A 19221-nucleotide genomic window follows, 5' to 3' on the forward strand; every position below is an offset into this window, starting at 1 on the left:
GGATGGGAGGCGCACGCAGAGCCGGACCGGAAAGGGCGCCCCCTCCATGGCCAAGCAGAACGTGGCGGAGCAGTTCGTCGACATCCTCGTGCGCGCGGGGGTGCGCCGGATGTACGGAGTCGTGGGGGACAGCCTCAACCCCGTCGTCGACGCCATCCGGCGGACCGCCGCCATCGAGTGGATCCAGGTCCGGCACGAGGAGACGGCCGCCTTCGCGGCGGGCGCCGAGGCCCAGCTCACCGGACGGCTGGCCGCCTGCGCGGGCTCCTGCGGCCCCGGCAACCTCCACCTGATCAACGGGCTGTACGACGCCCACCGCTCGATGGCCCCCGTGCTGGCGCTGGCCTCGCACATCCCCTCCAGCGAGATCGGCCTCGGCTACTTCCAGGAGACCCACCCCGAGCAGCTCTTCCGCGAGTGCAGCCACTACTGCGAGATGATCTCCAACCCGAAGCAGATGCCGCGGCTGCTGCAGAGCGCCGTCCAGCACGCCATCGGCCGGGGCGGGGTCAGCGTGGTGACCCTGCCCGGGGACATCGCCTCGTTGCCCGCCCCCGAACGGTCCATCGAGCACGCCCTGGTCACCGCGCGGCCGACCGTACGGCCCGGGGACGCCGAGATCGACACGCTGGTCCGGATGATCGACGGGGCCGACCGGGTCACCCTGTTCTGCGGCAGCGGCACGGCCGGGGCCCACGCCGAGGTGATGGAGTTCGCGGGCCGGGTCAAGTCACCGGTCGGGCACGCGCTGCGCGGAAAGGAATGGATCCAGTACGAGAATCCCTACGACGTCGGCATGAGCGGGCTGCTCGGTTACGGCGCGGCCTACGAGGCCACCCACGAGTGCGACCTGCTGATCCTGCTGGGCACCGACTTCCCGTACAACGCCTTCCTGCCCGATGACGTCAAGATCGTCCAGGTGGACGTGCGCCCCGAACACCTGGGCCGGCGCTCCAAGTTGGACCTCGCGGTCTGGGGCGACGTGCGGGAGACGCTGCGCTGCCTGAACGCGCGGGTCAAGGTCAAGACGGACCGCCGGTTCCTGGACCGGATGCTGAAGAAGCACGCGGACGCCCTGGAGGGCGTGGTCAAGGCCTACACGCGCAAGGTGGAGAAGCACACCCCGATCCACCCCGAGTACGTGGCGTCGGTCCTGGACGAACTGGCCGACGACGACGCGGTGTTCACCGTGGACACGGGCATGTGCAACGTGTGGGCCGCGCGCTATCTCTCCCCGAACGGCAAGCGGCGCATCATCGGCTCCTTCAGCCACGGCTCGATGGCCAACGCCCTTCCGCAGGCCATCGGCGCGCAGTTCATCGACCGGCGGCGCCAAGTGGTCTCGATGTCGGGCGACGGCGGCTTCTCGATGCTGATGGGAGATTTCCTCACCCTGGTGCAGTACGACCTGCCCGTCAAAGTGGTTCTCTTCAACAACTCTGCCTTGGGGATGGTGGAGTTGGAGATGCTGGTTTCCGGCCTGCCGTCGTACGGAACCACGAACCACAATCCGGACTTCGCCGCCATCGCCCGCGCGGCGGGGGTATACGGGGTCCGGGTGGAGAAGCCCAAGCAGCTCGCGGGGGCCCTGAAGGACGCGTTCCGGCACAAGGGCCCCGCCCTGGTGGATGTGGTGACCGATCCCAACGCGCTGTCGATCCCACCGAAGATCAGTGCCGACATGGTCACCGGATTCGCACTGTCGGCCAGCAAGATCGTGCTCGACGGCGGTGTCGGCCGCATGATCCAGATGGCCCGGTCCAACCTGCGGAACGTGCCGCGGCCCTGAGGCAGTGGGGGGCGGTCCGGAAGCCCGGGCCGCCCCCGGGGCCGGGTTAGAGCCGCCCGGCCTTGACGGCGTCGACGAACACCGTCCAGTGGGCATCGGCGACGAGGAGCGCGGGGCCTGCGGGGACCTTCGAGTCACGGACGGGGACGGCACCGGGGAACTGGCCCGCGGCCACCTCGATGCAGTTGTTCCCGCCGTCGCTGTAGCTGGACTTCGTCCAAGTGAGGCCGACGGCGGATGAGTTCGCCAGAGTGGTCATGTGTGCTCCTGCTTGATCTTCGCGGTGAGGTCGGCCGACTTGCCGAACGGGAGGGCGTGCGCTCTCAGGTGCTCGAACGCGCTCCCGTACACCGACACATCGGCGGCATCCTCAACATACAGAGCGCTCGCCAGGTGCTCCACGAGGACTACGTCGAGGTCCGCGCTCTCGGGGAACCCCAGCACGGTGAAGGGACCGGCCATCCCCGGATGCGCCGGAGCGCCGAGCGGCAGGATCTGTATCGAGACGTGCGGAAGGTCCATGAGATCGAGCAGCCGCTGGCACTGGTCCCGCATGACGCCCCGCGCTCCCACGGTGGGCCGGAGCGCCGCCTCGTGGATGATCGCCCACACCTGCAGCGGCTCCGGGCGGGACAGGACCGCCTGTCGCTGCTGCCGTACTTCGACGAGGGCGTTCACCTGATCGGGTGTGGACGACATGTTGATGGCCGCGATCGACGCACGGGCGTACGCGGCCGTCTGCAGCAGACCGGGGACGAGGAGCGTCTGGTAGGACCGGAGGCTCTTCGCATCGGCCTCCAGCGCGATCAGCTCGGCGTAGGCGGGCGAGATGATGTCCTTGTAGGTCTGCCACCAGCCGCGGCGCGTGCCGGCCTGGGCGAGAGCCGCCAGCGCTTCGCGCTTCTCCGGGTCGCTCACGCCGTACTTGTCGAGCAGCAGTTGGACGACGTCGGGCTTGATGCCCAACTGGGCTCGCTCCACGCGGGACAGCCGCGTCTTGTCCCATCCCGGGCCCGCTGCCTGCGCGCTTTCCTCCTGCGTCAGCCCCTTGGCCTCGCGCAGGGTCCGCAGTTCGGCCCCAAGTCGTCGCTGACGTACTGACGGAGCGCTCATGGCCTCGCCCTTCCCCTCGTGCCTCACCGGCTTCCCTGCACGCATGCTTCCACATGCGCAACTGACGCCGAGCCATGCAATTTCGCAGAATCTGTGGCTGTGGTTGCAATACGGCTATGCAACTGCCACGCTGGGTCTGCGAGCACAGTGCGTAGTGCACCGATCACAGTGAGGGGCGACGTATGTCCTACGAGATGAATGCGCCGGTTGTGGCAACGGTCGACCAGCTCTTCCCCCGTGTACCGATCGCCGCGCCCGGATGCGACGTCTGCGGCGCGCTGCTGCGGCAGTGGCACGGACGCAAGGACCCCCGCTCGCCGGAGTACGACCCGTCGGGTGCGGCCGACGCGGCCGTGGAGATCCGCCGGCACCCGGGCCACGGGCCGTCGTCCGCATGAGCGCCGACGGCGCCCACGGCTACCGCTTCAGCGCGCGGTACCTGGCGGAACTGGAGCACGCGGTGAAGACGGCGGTCGAGCAGCGGAGCGCGTCGGTCTTCGCTGTGGCCGCCGCAGAGTACGCACACGATCTCGCGGTGCACCTGGAGTGCCCCGCGGGTGGACCCACGGACCCGCCGCCGGCTGCCCGTTCGGCCGGCGCGCGGAGGGGCGACAGGACCGGAATCGGGTGAGGCCTTCCGGTCCTGTCCGCTCCTGACGGCCACACCCGGCGAGCGGAACTCCGTCCCGCATCATGGTTGTAAAGCATGACAACTCCTATGCATAAGAGGGGAATCACCATGCTCGAAGACGGCAAGCACGGCGGACCGCCGGAGGACAAGCCGTGGACACCGCCCCCGACCCCGCCGAGCCCCGACGGCGACCGGCCGCGAGCCCGGTGAGCGGGCTCGACCGGGCCGTGTGCCGTACGGCGCTGGAGACCATGGCGTTGCTCCGTGAGCCGTGGATGTCCGCGGCGTTCGACGCCGTGGATCGTGAAGCGTTCGTGCCGGCGGCCGTGTGGCTGCCGGAGCGTGACGAGCGGGGCCTCTGGAAGTTCCTCGACCGCGCCACCGACCCGGGGGCCTGGAGCAGTGCCGTGTGGGACCCCCACCGGTCCGTCGTCACGCAGCTCGACGACGGGCGGACCGCCCCGACCGGCGCGGCGGACGGGGACTTCACGTCCTCCGTGCTGGAGATCGGGTACGCCTCCGGCTATCACACCGCGCTGCTGTGCGAGCGCGTCGGCTCCGAGCGGGTCACGTCCGTCGAAGTGGACGGGGCGCTCGCGGCGCGGGGTGCCGAGAACCTGAAGGCCGCGGGCTACGAGCCGCACCTCGTGTGCGGTGACGGACTCGCGGGGGTGCCAGAAAGAGCACCCTTCGACCGCGTGATCAACACGGCCTCCGTCAGGCGGGTTCCGTGGGCCTGGGTCGAGCAGACGCGGGACGGCGGCGTGATCCTGACGCCGTTCGGCACCGCGTACAGCAACGCGGGGCTGCTCCGGCTGACGGCGCACGGTCGGCGGGCCACGGGCCGCTTCGCGGGCAGCTCCTCGTACATGTGGGTGCGGGGCCACCGGCCGCCCCACACCGTCCGCGTCGACGGAAGACCGCGCCGCCGGGCGTCCCCCGTCCGCCCCGCGGAGGTGCTGGGCGGCGGATGGGAACAGGACTTCGCCATGGGGCTCCAGGTCCCGGACGTCACGTACTCGCACCGCGGGGAGGGGGAGGAGAAGGAGGTCCAGTTCGTCGACCTGACGGGTACGTCGGTGTCGATCGTCCGATACGGCGGCTGGTGGCAGCCCGATGCCATCCGCTCGTGGGGACCGCGTGATCTGTGGGCGGAACTCACGTCCGCGTACACCTGGTATCAGGAGCGGGGCCGTCCGCCGGTCACGGAATTCGGCCTGACGGTCGACGAGCGGGAACAGTGGGCATGGCTGGGGCACAGTGGTAATCCGCTGCCCATGCCCGTCGGCTTGGGCGGTGTGGGCGCTTAGCGCCCCCGCGGCTCACCGGTCACGCGGTGTTCACTCCAGAGACGGGCATGTGCAATGTGTGGGCCGCGCGCTATCTTTCCCCGGACAGCGCCCTTCCGCAGGCGATCGGTGCGCGGTTCACGACCGGCGGCGTCAAGTGGTTCCGGTGCCCGGCATGGTGGTTTCTCGCTGCCGAGGGGAGATTTCCTCACCCTGGTGCAGTACGACCGCCCAGTCAAAGCGATCCTCTTCGACAACTCCTTTTTGGAATGGTGGAGTTGTAAGTGTTGGTTTCCGGCCTGCGTTCGTACGGAACCACGAACCCCGGGCCAGCAAGATCGTGCCCGACGGCGGCGTCGGCGGCATGATCCGGATGGCTCGATCCCGCCTGCGCCACGTGCCGCGGCCCTGAGGCGCGAGGCGTGCGGATTCCCCCGGAGGGAAGAAGCCCTCCCGTAGGCCTGTTCGAGAAGGACGCGGGATACGGAGGGCTGTCGCCGTGCGGGTGGGGGCGAATACCGGGAAACTGACGAGAAGAGGGCGGCCCGTGCCGCGGGAACCGTCTGCCGTGGCCGACCCGAGCGCGGGGGAGACCCTGTGGGTCACCCGCCGGGTGCGCCGCGCGGACTTGAGAGCCATCGGCGACGTGCGCCGGACTTTACGGGAGTTACTGCGGCACCGCTGCCGGTGCGACACGGCCGACGTGGCGGAGCTGCTCACCACCGAGATCGTCACCAACGCCCTCGTCCACACCGACCGGGGGGCCGAGGTGTACGCCAGCCTCACCGCCGCCCGGCTGCGGGTGGAAGTGCGGGACTACGCCGACCGCCGGCCCACGCCGTACGTACCGACCGCCGACGACGGTACGCACGGGCGGGGACTGGTGCTGGTGCAGGCCCTCGCGGACACCTGGGGAGTGGACGCCCTGGGCGGCTCCCTGGGCAAGGTGGTCTGGTTCGAACTCGACCGGGGCGCCGACGCGGTGTGGGCGGCGGAGCCGGCCTGAGCGCCGGGCGCCCGGTACCGGCCCCCGCCGCCGCGGTGGCCGGCTCCCGGCACCGGCCGACCGGGTGATCAGCCGAACTGCTGTTCCAGATCCTTCAGTTTGCGCTCCAGGGAGTCGAGCCGGGGGATGGTCTGGGTGTCGTCCTCGGCGGTGAGGTCCACCGTCCGGGAGGCCGCCTCCGCCGGATCCGATCCGGTGACGGCCTGGAGCGACGGGCGCCGTCGCAGCGGCAGTTGGCCCGCGTCGGGCGGGGACGGATCCGCGCCGAGGGCGGGCGTCGCACCCGCCGCCGCGCCGGGGACGACCTCCCGGTCCTCCCTGACGACCTCCTCCAGTTGGCGGCCCCGCGAGCGGCCGAAGGCCCGGCTCTGGCGACCCATCGCCTTGATGCGGGCCCGGTCCAGCCGGTTCTGGTCCCGCCTGCGGTGCCGGTCCTGCGCCTTCTCCCGCTTGTCCTCGCGGACTTCGTCGACGGCCTCGTCCAGGGTGCGCACGCCCTCCAGCAGCATCAGCGACCACGCGCCGAAGGTCTCCCGCGGAGCCCGCAGCCAGCGCACGATCCGGATCTGCGGCAACGGCCGCGGCACCAGGCCCTGTTCGCGCAGCGCCGCACGGCGCGTCTGCTTCAGGGCCCGGTCGAAGAGGACCGCCGCGGACAGCGACATCCCGGAGAAGAACTGCGGAGCGCCGTCGTGGCCGAACCCCCTGGGCGCGTGGACCCAGTTGAACCAGGCGGCCGCCCCCGCGAAGAGCCACACCAGTATCCGCGAGCCCAGGGCCGCGTCGCCGTGGCTGGCCTCGCGGACGGCGAGCACCGAGCAGAACATGGCGGCGCCGTCGAGCCCGAAGGGGACCAGGTACTCCCAGCCACCCGAGAGGTTGAGGTTCTGCCGGCCGAAGCCGACCAGTCCGTGGAAGGACAGCGCCGCCGCGACGGCGGCGCAGCAGAAGAGGAGGACGTACGACGCGGTGCCGTAGACGGCCTCCTTGCGGCGGCGGCGGTCCTCGCTGCGTTCCCAGCTGTCCTCGGACGCGGCCTTCTCGCCCTCGCGCTTGCTCTTGGCCAGCACCGCGACTGCCGCAAGTACGCCCAGGATCAGCAGGCTGCCGGGCAGCAGCCAGTCCAGCGATATGTCGGTCAGTCTCATGCGGTGTCCCTTGCCTCGCGTATGCGGCTTTCCGGGCGCCATAGTGGCCGATCGCGCAAGGGCCGCACGCGGGTTTCGGGGCAAGAGGACGCCAACGGGGGGCGGTGACCGCCGGATAGGGCGTTGTGGGTCGAACTAGCGCTCGTACAAGGTCATTTGAGTTCGAACGGACTCACCCGAACGAGTGGCTTCGCGCGCGGCGTCACGCCGCGGCGGCCGCCGTCAGCCGGGCGACCCGGTCCGCGTCGCGGGTCCGGGGGCAGGTGACGCAGGTGTCCGCCGGGCGGATCGTGTAGAAGAGGCAGCAGCCGGCCCGGTCCCGGGTGGGCAGTTCCTCGCTCGCCGGGCCGGTGAGCGTGCGGAAACCGCTGCCGCCGGTGTACGGAGCGGTCGCGCCCGGCAGCAGCAGGTCCAGCTCGGCCCGGGCCCGGCTTCCCTCGCCCCACTGCTCCGCGACGTACCAGAGCCCCTCGACGACCTCGTCGGTCACCATGCCCCACAGGGCGCGGCGGCCGCGTCGCATCCGGGGCCCGAAGCCCTCCAGCACCAGACCGAGGTGCTCGGCCACGGCGGCCCGCACCTCCGCGCGCAGCGCCTCTTCGTCGGGCACCACCCGGGCTCCCGGCAGTGCGGCCGCCGGATCGTCCGGCAGGCACGCGAACCGGTCGGCGCGCACGCTGATGCGCCCCGTGCTCCGGTGGAAGGCCACCTGGTCGGCGGGCAGCCGGGGCACGCGCCGCGCCAGCAGCCACGGGACCGTGAACAGCAGGCAGGCGGGCCACGCGTAGCGGTGCAGGCCGAAACCGGCGATCACGTCGGGGCGGCCCTGGTGGCCGTAATCCCGTAGGACCTGGGCGTCGTCCCACGCGAGGAAGGCGTCCAACGCGGGCCCCGCGTCGGCCAGTTCGTCCGCGCCGACCCAGCCGGCGCCGCGGGGGGCGGGGTGGGTCGCCGGGCGCTCCGTCACCCGCGGTCCCGCGGGGAGCGTGGCGAGGCGGGCGTAGGCGTCGGCGAGGGGGGACGGCGAGGGCGTCGCCGGGACGGCCGGGGAGACCATGCGTGACCACCGTGGGGATCGGGGGCGGGCGAGGAGGTAGATAGGTAAGGCATACCTTACCCGATCCGTCTCGTACGGTCCGTACCGGCGGCGACCGCGCTGTGTCACCTATTCTCGGGAGCAGGCGACAGCAGACAGGGCCCGGCCCGACCGCAGGAGGACCGAGTGCAGGACACGGCCCGTGCCCGGGTGCCCGAACAGGCGCGTACGGAGGGTGACGAGGAGGGTGCCGCCCCGCGGGGCCCGCAGGCCCGTCCCGTGCGGCGGCCGGTGCTCCGCCACTCCGTCCGCGGGCAGGTCCTCGACGCGCTGCGCGCGGCGCTGGTCGACGGCGGACTCGTCCCCGGCGAGATCTACTCCGGGCCCGCCCTCGGGGAACGCTTCGGGGTCTCGGCCACGCCGGTGCGCGAGGCGATGCAGCAGCTGGCGCTGGAGGGGGCCGTGGAGTGCCTCCCGAACCGCGGCTTCCGGGTCATCGCCCGGACCGCCGCCGAGCTGGCCGAGCTGGCGGAGGTACGGGCCCTGCTGGAGGTGCCCGTGATGCTGGGGCTGGTCCGTACGGCCGAACCCGCCGCCTGGGCCGCGCTGCGGCCGCTCGCCGTGGCGGGCGTGGCGGCGGCGGAGGCGGGGGACCTGGCCGGGTACGCGGAGGCCGACCGGGCGTTTCACCGGGGGGTGCTGGGGCTGGCGGGCAACGGTCAGCTGATCCGGGTGGCGGACGAGGCGCACCGGCGGGTCCAGTGGGCGGCGGCCCGCAGCCTCCCCTCGGTGCTGCGCACCGACGCCGGGCAGCACGTGGCCCTCCTGGACGCCCTGGCCGCCGCCGACCTCACCACGGCCGAAGCCCTCATCCGGGCCCACTTCGCCTGGCCCCCGCACTAGGCCCTCAATCGCCGGGCGGGCTGGAGGGTGGCGGTGCCGCCGCGGCCGGCTGTCGAGCCGAGGCCGGGCACATCCAGCCCCGCCGGCGTTTGAGGCGCGGGTGCGATGGTTCGGGTCCGGTTGGTCGGGTGTCCCTGGGTGCGGCCTCCGGCGGGCCCTCAATCGCCGGGCGGGCTGGGTATGGCGGTGCAGGCCCGGCGGACTGTTGAGCCAGGGCCCGGCACATCCAGCCCCGCCGGCGTTTGAGGCGCGGGTGCGATGGTTCGGGCCCGGTTGGTCGGGTGTTCCTGGGTGTGGCCTCCGGCGGGCCCTCAATCGCCGGGCGGGCTGGATTTGGTGGGGCGCCGTCGTCGGCTGGCTCCCTGTCCGGTTGGCAGGTGAGTCCGGCCCTGGTGAGGCCCGGCCCACCCAGCCCGCCGGCGTTTGAGGCGAACGGCCGTCTGGGGGGCGGGGGTCGCGGACCCGGCGGCCGGGGAGGTCAGGCTGCGGGGGAGAGGTGGGCGGCCAGCCAGGTGGGGATGCCGCCCAGGAGGCGGAAGAGACGGAGGGCTTCGGCGCGGAGGCGCGCGGCCTCCGGCTCCGGCTCGGCCTCCGCGAGCGCGGCCAGGGCGGGCGCGGTGCCCACCAGGAACCCCAGCTCCTCCCGGATGCGGAGGGATTCCGCGAAGCCGTGCCGGGCCTCGGCCAGCTCTCCGTCCCGCAGCGCGAGCCCGGCCAGGTGCCGCCAGGTGAAGGACAACAGCAGGGTGTCCCCGTGGGCCGTGGCCCCCGCGTGCGCCCGCCGGTACGCGGGCCGCGCCGCCTGCGGGGAGTCGGCGAGGTGCTCGGCCACCAGTCCGCGCCGGAAGTCCAGCAGGGGCCGCGTCGGCGACCCGGGGGCCAGCAGCGCCGCCGCCCGCCCCAGCGCGGAGCGCGCCTCGTCGGCCCGGTCCCGGACCCCCAGCACCGTGGCCGCGTAGGCCAGTTGGCCGCGCTCGCAGGCGGCCGCGCCCCGCTCGTCGTCGTCCCGCGCCACCGCCTCGGCGATCCGCAGCGCGTCCTCCGCCTCGGCCCACCCCTGGCCCGTGAACAGGCACCGCTCGACCAGCAGCGCCGTGCGCTGCACGGCAGGTCCCGCGCTGCCCGCGTGCGGGTCCAGCAGGGCCGCCGCATCCGTCCAGCAGCCTCGCGAGCGAAGCCGCCATATCGCTCGCTGGAGGGGGTCGTCTCCCCCGGTCATTCCGGCACCCGACATGGCGGTGTCCGCCACATTGCCCTCCCCAAAGCAACCATGCAGCGCGCTGCCCGCGCCCTGGGGCGACATGAGAGCACGGATGCGCATGATCGGCCAAGGGGTCGGGTGAACCTTTTCACAAAGTCCGGACACCTCGTCAGCCGCCGCCGGGAGCCCGGCGGAACCCCCGGCCGGGCCGCTGATCAGCTCATCCGCAGCGCCAGGAAGAAGTCCAGCTTGTCCTCCAGCCGCGAAAGATCGCGCCCCGTCAACTGCTCGATCCGCCCGACGCGGTACCGCAGCGTGTTGACGTGCAGGTGCAGCCGGGTCGCGCAGCGGGTCCAGGAGCCGTCGCAGTCGAGGAAGGCCTCCAGGGTCGGGATCAGTTCCGCCCGGTGGCGCCGGTCGTAGTCCCGCAGCGGGTCCAGCAGCCGGGCGGTGAAGGCGCGGCGCACGTCGTCCGGGACGAAGGGCAGCAGCAGGACGTGCGAGGCCAGCTCGTGGTGGCCCGCCGCGCAGACCCGGCCGGGCCGGGCGGCCGCCACCCGGCGCGCGTGCCGGGCCTCCTCCAGCGCCCCGCGCAGCCCCTCGGCGGAGTGCACCGCCGCGCTGACGCCCAGGGTGAGCCGCCCGTCGTCGGCGAGACCGGCCGCCAGGGGCTCCCGTACGGCCGTCAGGAGCACGTCGGCGTGCAGGGCGGTGTCGGGACCCTTGTCGGCCGCGGGCTCGCCGGACTCCGCCGCCAGCGCGGGCAGCGGTACGAGCGCGATCGCCTCGTCGCCCGCGTGGGCGACGGCAATCCGGTCCGAGGGCTCCGGACCCGACACCGACGGGTCGATCAGGATCTCTTCCAGCAGTGACTGGGCCACCGGGCCGCCGGGGATGTCCCCGCCGTCCCAGTCCACCCGGGCCACCACGACCTGCCAGTGCGGCGCGGCGCCCAGCCCGGGCAGCAGCACCGGGGCCGCGACCCTCAGCCGGGCCGCGATCTCGGCGGGCGGGGCACCCGTCTGGACCAGTTCCAGCACCTCCTGGGCGAGCCGCCGCCGGACCGTACGGGCGGCGTCCCGCCGGTCCCGCTCGACCGCGATCAGCTGGGTGACGCCCTGGAGCAGGTCCAGCCGCTCCGCGGGCCAGTCGCCCGCGTCGGCCTCGACGGCCAGCAGCCAGTCCGACAGCACGCTCTCGCGCACGTCGCGGGCGGCGGGGCCGCCCGGTCCCCGGCCGTGTCCCCTGATCGGGAAGAGCGAGTAGGTAATACCCTGAAGGGAGATCCGGTGCGGGCCCCTGCGGCCGGTCCGGACCGCCGCCAGGTGTTCGCTGGCCAGCGCCGCGCAGATGCCGGGCGCCAGCGGCTCGCCCGCCCCGGCGATCTGCCTGCCCGTGGGGGACAGCACCCAGGCGCGCAGATCGAGGTCGGTGGTGAGCAGATCGAGGACCACATCGGGGCCCCCGCCCGCGGGGCCCGAGGTCATCAGGCGGCGGTGGCGGTCCACGACGGCCGCGAGGTCCCCCGCGCGCTCCCCGGACACCTGCCGGACGACGTACTCGGTGATGGTGGCGAATGCAACGTCTTCGTTCACGGCGAACAACGGCAGCCGATTGCGCCGACAGGCTGATACCAGATCGTCCGGGATGTCTCCCAGCTCGGCCTCACCGGCGGCGAGGCCGGCCACTCCGGCGCTCGCGAGGATTCGTACGAACGGCTCGGAGTCGTCCGAATTTCGTCTCCAGGCCAGGCCGGTGAGGACGAGTTCGCCTCCGGACAGGTATCGGCTGGGATCCCTCAGGTCCGTGGTCATGACGCCCCGGACCGTCCGGTCGAGCTCTTCCTGGCCGCCCAGCAGCCGCAGCCCCAGCGCCTCGGTTTCCAGCAGTGCGCGCAGCCGCATGGTGTCGCCGCCGATCTGTCTCGATGTTGCCGTTGGAAATCGGGCAGGTCAGTGCATCCTGCCTTTCATACGAATCTACAAGACGAGGGAGGCCGTCAGCCAACTCCTTCATGGTTTCGGTGACTGCACCCGGGGGACGCGCGGCTTGTGTACTGACTCCACACCGCGTTAACAGCAGATGAACGACCAGTCGAGGGTCTTTGGGCCCGCTGGCTTGAAGTGATCGACACGATGAAGAAGAAGAGAGCCGCTCATGGACTTCCTTCGCCCCGCCAGCTGGGAGGAGGCGCTCGCCGCTAAGGCCGAGTACCCCTCAGCTGTGCCGATTGCGGGTGGCACCGACGTGATGGTCGAGATCAACTTCGACCACCGCCGGCCGGAGTACCTTCTGGACCTGAACCGCATCGGTCTCCTGCGGGAGTGGGAGGTCGGCGAGGATGTGGTCCGGCTCGGCGCTTCCGTCCCGTACACGCAGATCATGGAGAACCTCCGCACGGAGCTTCCCGGTCTCGCGCTCGCCTCGCACACGGTCGCGTCCCCGCAGATCCGCAACCGCGGCGGCGTCGGCGGCAACCTCGGTTGCGCCTCGCCGGCCGGTGACTCGCACCCCGCGCTGCTCGCGGCCGGTGCCCAGGTCGAGGTGGAGTCCGTACGCGGCTCCCGCCTCATCCCGATCGACGAGTTCTACACCGGTGTGAAGCGCAACGCGCTCGCCGCGGACGAGCTGATCAAGACCGTCCACATCGACAAGGCGGACGGCCCCCAGCAGTACTCCAAGGTCGGCTCGCGCAACGCGATGGTCATCGCGGTCTGCGCCTTCGGTCTGGCACTGCACCCGCAGACCCGCACGGTCCGCACCGGCATCGGATCGGCCGCGCCGACCCCGATCCGGGCGAAGGCCGCCGAGGAGTTCCTGAACGCCGCGCTCGAAGAGGGCGGCTTCTGGGAGTCCGGCAAGGTCATCACCCCGTCGATCGCCAAGCAGTTCGGTGACCTCGCCTCCGGCGCGGCCAACCCGATCGACGACGTCCGCGGCACGGCGAAGTACCGCCGTCACGCGGTCGGCATCATGGCTCGCCGCCAGCTCGTCTGGACCTGGGAGCAGTACCGCGGTACCGGAAACGGCCGCTCGCTTGAAGGGGCTGCGTAATCATGCGCGTCAATTTCACTGTCAACGGCCGTCCGCAGGAAGCCGACGACGTCTGGGAGGGCGAGTCCCTCCTCTACGTCCTGCGCGAGCGCATGGGGCTGCCGGGTTCGAAGAACGCCTGTGAGCAGGGCGAGTGCGGTTCCTGCACCGTCCGTCTCGACGGCGTGCCGGTCTGTTCGTGTCTGGTCGCGGCCGGTCAGGTCGAGGGCCGCGACGTCGTGACCGTCGAGGGCCTGGCGGAGTTCGCCAAGCAGCGCCAGGAGCACGGCCACGGCGGTGCGTGCGGCACCGGCGGCGGCTGCGGCAGCAAGGGCGGCGTCTCCCTGGACGCGGCCAAGCAGTGGCAGGCCAAGCCCGGTGACTCGCAGACCGGCGAGGGCGTCGAGCTCTCCACCATCCAGCAGGCGTTCATCGACGCCGGCGCCGTCCAGTGCGGTTTCTGCACCCCGGGCCTCCTGGTCCAGGCCGACGCGCTGCTGGAGGAGAACTCCTCCCCGTCCGACCAGGACATCCGTGAGGCCCTGTCCGGCAACCTCTGCCGCTGCACGGGTTACGAGAAGATCCTCGACGCGGTCCGCCTCGCGGCCGCCCGTCAGGGAGAGGCGGTCTGACCATGGCTCAGAACACCCGCACCGTGCCCGCAGGCGCTCCGACGAACGTCAGCCAGAAGCACACCAAGGGCGGCATCGGCGAGTCCACGCTGCGCCCCGACGGCACCCTCAAGGTGACCGGCGAGTTCGCGTACTCCTCGGACATGTGGCACGAGGACATGCTGTGGGGCCAGACCCTGCGCAGCACCGTGGCCCACGCCGAGATCGTCTCCATCGACATCTCCGAGGCCCTGGCGATGCCGGGCGTCTACTCGGTGCTGACGTACGACGACCTGCCCGCCGAGATGAAGAACTACGGCCTGGAGATCCAGGACACGCCGGTTCTCGCCCACGGCCGGGTGCGCCACCACGGTGAGCCGGTCGCCCTCGTGGCCGCCGACCACCCGGAGACCGCCCGCCGCGCGGCCGCCAAGATCAAGATCGAGTACAAGGAGCTGCCGCTCGTCACGGACGAGGCCTCCGCCCTCGCCCCCGACGCGCCGCTGATCCACGAGGGCCGCGACGACCACCACATCGGTCACGTCCCGCACCCGAACATCGTGCACCGCCAGCCGATCATCCGCGGCAACGTGGAAGAGGCCCGCAAGCGCGCCGACGTCATCGTCGAGGGCGAGTACACCTTCGGCATGCAGGACCAGGCCTTCCTCGGCCCGGAGTCCGGTCTGGCCGTACCGTCCGAGGACGGCGGCGTCGAGCTGTACGTCGCCACCCAGTGGCTGCACTCGGACCTCGGGCAGATCGCTCCGGTCCTGGGTCTGCCGCCGGAGAAGGTCCGCATGACGCTCTCGGGCGTCGGCGGTGCCTTCGGCGGCCGCGAGGACATCTCGATGCAGATCCACGCGTGCCTGCTGGCCCTGGCCACGCAGAAGCCGGTCAAGATCGTCTACAACCGGTTCGAGTCCTTCTTCGGCCACGTGCACCGCCACCCGGCGAAGCTCCACTACGAGCACGGCGCGACCAAGGACGGCAAGCTCACGCACATGAAGTGCCGCATCGTCCTGGACGGCGGCGCCTACGCGTCCGCTTCCCCGGCGGTCGTGGGCAACGCGTCCTCCCTCTCGGTGGGTCCGTACGTCCTGGAGGACGTGGACATCGAGGCGATCGCGCTCTACACGAACAACCCGCCCTGCGGCGCGATGCGCGGCTTCGGCGCCGTCCAGGCCTGCTTCGCCTACGAGGCCCAGATGGACAAGCTCGCGGCGAAGCTGGGCATGGACCCGGTCGAGTTCCGCCAGCTGAACGCCATGGAGATGGGCACGGTCATGCCGACCGGCCAGGTCGTGGACGCCCCGGCGCCCGTCGCCGAGCTGCTGCGCCGGGTCAAGGCCCGTCCGCTGCCGCCCGAGCGCCAGTGGGAGACCGCGGGCGAGGGCGCGGACGTCCGCGCGCTGCCCGGCGGCCTCTCCAACACCACCCACGGCGAGGGCGTCGTCCGCGGCGTCGGCTACGCGGTCGGCATCAAGAACGTCGGCTTCTCCGAGGGCTTCGACGACTACTCGACCGCCCGCGTGCGGCTGGAGGTCATCAACGGCGAGGCCGTCGCGATGGTCCACACGGCCATGGCGGAGGTCGGCCAGGGCGGCATCACCGTCCACGCGCAGATCGCCCGTACCGAGCTGGGCGTCACGCAGGTGACCATCCACCCGGCCGACACGCAGGTCGGCTCCGCCGGTTCCACGTCCGCCTCGCGGCAGACGTACATGACCGGTGGCGCGGTGAAGAACACCTGTGAGGCCGTCCGCGAGGCGCTCCTGGAGATCGGCCGCCGCAAGAACGGCTCCTACCACCCCGCGTGGGCCACCGCCGAGCTGCTGCTCGAAGGCGGCAAGATCGTCACCGACGGCGGCGAGGTCCTCGCGGACATCGCCGAGATCCTCGGGGACGAGGCGATCGACCTCGAACTCGAGTACCGCCACCACCCGACCGTCCCCTTCGACCTGGTCACCGGCCAGGGCAACGGGCACGTCCAGTACACCTTCGCCGCGCACCGCGCGGTGGTCGAGGTGGACACCGAGCTGGGCCTGGTCAAGGTCGTCGAACTGGCGACCGCCCAGGACGTCGGCAAGGCGCTGAACATGCTCTCCGTGGTCGGCCAGATCCAGGGCGGCACCACGCAGGGCCTCGGCGTGGCGATCATGGAAGAGATCATCGTGGACCCGAAGACCGCGAAGGTGCGCAACCCCTCCTTCACGGACTACCTGATCCCGACGATCCTCGACACCCCGACCATCCCGGTCGACGTCCTGGAGCTCGCCGACCCGAAGGCCCCCTACGGCCTGCGCGGCATGGGCGAGGCCCCGACCCTCTCGTCCACCCCGGCCGTCATCGCGGCGATCCGGGCGGCGACGGGCCTGGACATCACCAAGACCCCGATCCGGCCCGAGGCGCTCACCGGCACCCTCTAGGGTCCGGTCCCGCCGGGACCCAAGCTCTCCGGGCGGTGTGACACGGGAACGTCACACTTGCCAGTCGCACCGCCCGGAGTACGACGTACCGCACCGCTCGCGGTCCGCTTCCCCCCGCAGTACGCAGCACCCGCTCCACCGCAGTACCCGCCCCACCCGCAGTACCCGCTTCACCCCGCAGTACCAGTGGTAACGAAGGAGCCGCGGCATCCGCGGCTCACGCGCTTCGTCTCGGGCCGTCCCCCGGGTCGTGCAGCCAAACGCACCATCCCAAATCCCGCGTCTCCAATCTTCATGCGGGTGCCCCTTTGAACCTTGGGAGTTAGGCACCATGACCCAGTCGTCTGTGGAGCCCAAGACCACCGCGGAAGAGGCCGGCGACGGCTCTCTCACCCCCGCCGGGCGGTCTTGGCTCGACCGGTACTTTCACATAACGCACAGAGGATCCACCGTCTCGCGCGAAGTGCGCGGCGGTGTCACCACCTTCATGGCGATGGCGTACATCCTCCTGCTGAATCCCCTGATCCTCTCCGGCAAGGACGTCGCGGGCGACACCCTCAGCCAGAAGGCGCTGATCACGGCCACGGCCTTCGCCGCCGCCGTGACCACCCTCCTGATGGGCTTCGTAGGCAAGGTTCCGCTGGCCCTCGCGGCCGGCCTCTCCGTGTCCGGTGTGCTCTCCTCGCAGGTCGTACCGAACATGACCTGGCCGCAGGCCATGGGCATGTGCGTGATGTACGGCGTGGTGATCATGCTCCTGGTCGTCACCGGCCTCCGCGAAATGATCATGAACGCGATCCCCCTCGCGCTCAAGCACGCCATCACCATGGGCATCGGCATGTTCGTCGCCCTCATCGGCCTCGTGAAGGCCGGCTTCGTGGGCCACGGCTCCGAATTCGGGCCCCCCGTGAGCCTGGGCGCGACCGGCGAGCTCGCCGGCTGGCCCGTCCTGATCTTCGCCGTGACCCTGCTCACCATCTTCATGCTGCAGGCACGCAAGGTGCCCGGCGCGATCCTGATCGGCATCGTCTCCGGCACCATCCTCGCCGTCATCCTCAACGCGGTGGCGGACATCGACCCCAAGGCCTGGCGCAGCGGCGCCCCGGAGCTGTCCGGCTCCGCGGTCTCCATGCCCGACTTCTCGCTCTTCGGCAAGGTCGAGTTCGGCGGCTGGGGCGACGTCGGCGTGATGACGGTCGGCATGATCGTCTTCACCCTGGTGCTGGCCGGCTTCTTCGACGCGATGGCCACCATCATCGGCGTAGGCACCGAGGCCAAGCTCGCCGACGACAAGGGCCGCATGCCGGGCTTGTCCAAGGCGCTGTTCATCGACGGTGCCGGCGGCGCCATCGGCGGCGTCGCGGGCGGCTCCGGCCAGACCGTGTTCGTCGAGTCCGCGACCGGCGTCGGCGAGGGTGCCCGTACCGGCTTCGCCTCCGTCATCTCGGGCCTGCTCTTCGCGGCCTGCCTCTTCTTCACCCCCATCACCCAGATCGTCCCGGGTGAGGTCGCCTCGGCCGCCCTGGTCGTCATCGGCGCGATGATGATGCAGAACGCCCGCCACGTGGACTGGTCCGACACGGCCACCGCCATCCCGGTCTTCCTGACCGTCGTGCTCATGCCCTTCACCTACTCGATCACGGCCGGTGTCGCCGCCGGCGTCATCGCCTACGTCGCCATCAAGGTGGCCCAGGGCAAGGCCCGCGAGATCGGCGGGTTCATGTGGGCACTTACGGTGATCTTCGTGATCTTCTACGCGCTCCACCCGATCGAGGGCTGGCTCGGCGTCAGCTGAGCCACCCGGGTCGGGCGTACGACTCCTGACCCTCCACGCCATCCCGTCACCGGACACCGAACCTCCGAGGAGGCCGCAATGCTGGACATCGCCGAAGAACTCAGCCGGTGGGTCGAGCAGGGACGCGACTTCGCCGTCGCCACGGTCGTGGCGGTCGGCGGCAGCGCGCCCCGGCAGCCCGGTGCGGCCCTCGCCGTCGACGGCGAGGGCACCGCGATCGGTTCGGTCTCCGGTGGATGCGTGGAGGGTGCGGTGTACGAGCTGTGCCGACAGGCGCTCGAAGACGGGAAGACCGTCCAGGAGCGCTTCGGGTACAGCGACGACGATGCCTTCGCCGTGGGTCTGACCTGCGGCGGAATCATCGACATCCTGGTGACTCCGCTCCCCGTGGAGTCACCCGCCCGGGCGGTTTTCGAGGCCGCGCTGGCCGCCGCCGCCGGGGGTGAGGCGGCCGCCGTCGCCCGGATCGCGGACGGTCCGGCCGAGCTGATGGGCCGGGCGATCCTGGTCCGCCCCGAGGGGCCCCACGAGGGCACCCTGGGCGGCCGTCCCGAGCTGGACCGCACGGTCGCCGAGGAGGCGCGCGCCATGCTCGACGCGGGGCGGACCGGGACGCTGGAGATGGGCGCCGATGGCAGGCTCTGCGGGCGTCCGGTCACCGTGCTGGTGGAGTCGAGCGTGCCGGCGCCGCGGATGATCGTGTTCGGGGCGATCGATTTCGCCTCGGCTCTGGTGCGGGTGGGGAAGTTCCTCGGGTACCACGTGACGGTGTGTGACGCGCGGCCGGTGTTCGCCACGCGGAACCGTTTCCCCGAGGCCGATGAGATCGTGGTGGACTGGCCGCACCGGTATCTGGCGTCCACGGGTGTGGATGCCCGTACGGTGCTGTGCGTGCTGACGCACGATGCGAAGTTCGACGTACCGCTGCTGGAACTGGCGCTGCGGCTGCCCGTGGCCTATGTGGGTGCGATGGGTTCGCGGCGTACGCACGAGGACCGTAACGCGCGGCTGCGGGAGGTGGGTGTGACCGAGCGGGAGCTGGCCCGGCTGCGTTCGCCCATCGGTCTGGATCTGGGGGCCCGTTCCCCGGAGGAGACCGCGCTGTCCATCGCGGCGGAGATCGTCGCCAGCCGTCGCGGCGGCAGCGGACGCGCCCTCACCGGCGCCCACACACCGATCCACCACGACGGCTCCGCCCCCGTGGTCGGCCGGATAGGCGCCGTCGCTTGAGAGGGTGAGC

At 71.6% G+C, this 19221-nt stretch carries 17 protein-coding genes and 1 pseudogene; 12 read left to right on the plus strand and 6 right to left on the minus strand.

Annotated elements, in window-relative coordinates; all coding sequences use genetic code 11:
* The first annotated feature begins 46 nt into the window (after positions 1-46).
* Positions 47-1789 (plus strand): pyruvate dehydrogenase, encoded by a 1743-nt coding sequence (locus tag AC0693_RS21250; RefSeq protein ID WP_478802547.1) that lies wholly within the window; start codon positions 47-49, stop codon positions 1787-1789.
* A gap of 46 nt (positions 1790-1835) precedes the next feature.
* On the opposite strand, the gene AC0693_RS21255 is transcribed toward AC0693_RS21250, so the two are convergent.
* Complete coding sequence (locus AC0693_RS21255; protein ID WP_478802548.1) at positions 1836-2048, minus strand: DUF397 domain-containing protein; 213 nt, start codon at positions 2046-2048, stop codon at positions 1836-1838.
* Positions 2045-2902 carry a helix-turn-helix domain-containing protein gene (locus AC0693_RS21260; protein WP_478802549.1) on the minus strand — a complete coding sequence of 286 codons (858 nt, stop codon included), beginning with the start codon at positions 2900-2902 and terminating at the stop codon, positions 2045-2047. Before AC0693_RS21260 ends, AC0693_RS21255 begins: the two co-directional genes overlap by 4 nt.
* Positions 2903-3084: 182 nt before the next feature.
* Here AC0693_RS21260 and AC0693_RS21265 point away from each other — a divergent pair, with 182 nt between their 5' ends.
* The 5 genes and pseudogenes from AC0693_RS21265 (at position 3085) to AC0693_RS21285 (ending at position 5828) form a co-directional block, all read left to right on the plus strand.
* The gene (locus AC0693_RS21265; protein ID WP_469334071.1) at positions 3085-3300 is read left to right on the plus strand and encodes a hypothetical protein; all 216 of its coding nucleotides are present in this window, start codon (positions 3085-3087) and stop codon (positions 3298-3300) included.
* Complete coding sequence (locus tag AC0693_RS21270) at positions 3297-3533, plus strand: hypothetical protein (RefSeq protein WP_478802550.1); 237 nt, start codon at positions 3297-3299, stop codon at positions 3531-3533. Before AC0693_RS21265 ends, AC0693_RS21270 begins: the two co-directional genes overlap by 4 nt.
* 152 nt (positions 3534-3685) lie before the next feature.
* Entirely contained in the window at positions 3686-4843 is a 1158-nt protein-coding gene (locus AC0693_RS21275; RefSeq protein WP_478802551.1) for a protein-L-isoaspartate O-methyltransferase family protein, read from the plus strand.
* Positions 4844-4866: 23 nt separating this feature from the next.
* Positions 4867-5234, plus strand: a pseudogene (locus AC0693_RS21280) (thiamine pyrophosphate-dependent enzyme); the annotation flags it as partial.
* Positions 5235-5390: 156 nt separating this feature from the next.
* On the plus strand, positions 5391-5828 hold the full coding sequence (locus tag AC0693_RS21285; protein WP_469316527.1) for an ATP-binding protein: 438 nt from the start codon (positions 5391-5393) through the stop codon (positions 5826-5828).
* Positions 5829-5896: 68 nt separating this feature from the next.
* Here the strand turns inward: AC0693_RS21285 and AC0693_RS21290 are convergent, their stop codons facing one another.
* Positions 5897-6976, minus strand: a complete 1080-nt coding sequence (locus tag AC0693_RS21290) for a DUF2637 domain-containing protein (protein WP_478802552.1) — start codon at positions 6974-6976, stop codon at positions 5897-5899.
* Positions 6977-7178: 202 nt separating this feature from the next.
* Positions 7179-8033: a (2Fe-2S)-binding protein gene (locus AC0693_RS21295; protein WP_478802553.1), complete on the minus strand. Its 855-nt coding sequence runs from the start codon at positions 8031-8033 to the stop codon at positions 7179-7181.
* 99 nt (positions 8034-8132) lie between these two features.
* On the opposite strand from AC0693_RS21295, the gene AC0693_RS21300 reads away from it, so the two are divergent.
* On the plus strand, positions 8133-8915 hold the full coding sequence (locus AC0693_RS21300) for a GntR family transcriptional regulator (protein WP_478802610.1): 783 nt from the start codon (positions 8133-8135) through the stop codon (positions 8913-8915).
* A 478-nt stretch (positions 8916-9393) separates the two neighbouring features.
* Here AC0693_RS21300 and AC0693_RS21305 read toward each other — a convergent pair whose 3' ends face one another.
* Positions 9394-10134 carry a hypothetical protein gene (locus tag AC0693_RS21305; RefSeq protein ID WP_356405577.1) on the minus strand — a complete coding sequence of 247 codons (741 nt, stop codon included), beginning with the start codon at positions 10132-10134 and terminating at the stop codon, positions 9394-9396.
* Between the two features lie 197 nt (positions 10135-10331).
* Positions 10332-12020: a PucR family transcriptional regulator gene (locus tag AC0693_RS21310; protein ID WP_356405579.1), complete on the minus strand. Its 1689-nt coding sequence runs from the start codon at positions 12018-12020 to the stop codon at positions 10332-10334.
* Positions 12021-12273: 253 nt separating this feature from the next.
* Here AC0693_RS21310 and AC0693_RS21315 point away from each other — a divergent pair, with 253 nt between their 5' ends.
* The 5 genes from AC0693_RS21315 to AC0693_RS21335 all read left to right on the plus strand — a co-directional run bounded on the left by AC0693_RS21315 (position 12274) and on the right by AC0693_RS21335 (position 19211).
* The gene (locus AC0693_RS21315; protein ID WP_354379267.1) at positions 12274-13170 is read left to right on the plus strand and encodes an FAD binding domain-containing protein; all 897 of its coding nucleotides are present in this window, start codon (positions 12274-12276) and stop codon (positions 13168-13170) included.
* Positions 13171-13172: 2 nt separating this feature from the next.
* Positions 13173-13781: a (2Fe-2S)-binding protein gene (locus AC0693_RS21320; RefSeq protein WP_478802554.1), complete on the plus strand. Its 609-nt coding sequence runs from the start codon at positions 13173-13175 to the stop codon at positions 13779-13781.
* Positions 13782-13783: 2 nt separating this feature from the next.
* Positions 13784-16186, plus strand: a complete 2403-nt coding sequence (pucD, locus tag AC0693_RS21325; RefSeq protein ID WP_356405583.1) for a xanthine dehydrogenase subunit D — start codon at positions 13784-13786, stop codon at positions 16184-16186.
* Positions 16187-16517: 331 nt separating this feature from the next.
* Positions 16518-17981, plus strand: a complete 1464-nt coding sequence (locus AC0693_RS21330; protein ID WP_469316520.1) for an NCS2 family permease — start codon at positions 16518-16520, stop codon at positions 17979-17981.
* A 78-nt stretch (positions 17982-18059) separates the two neighbouring features.
* Positions 18060-19211, plus strand: a complete 1152-nt coding sequence (locus tag AC0693_RS21335) for an XdhC family protein (protein ID WP_478802555.1) — start codon at positions 18060-18062, stop codon at positions 19209-19211.
* The last annotated feature ends 10 nt before the right edge of the window (positions 19212-19221 follow it).

The organism is Streptomyces sp. NPDC043876 (assembly GCF_056435825.1).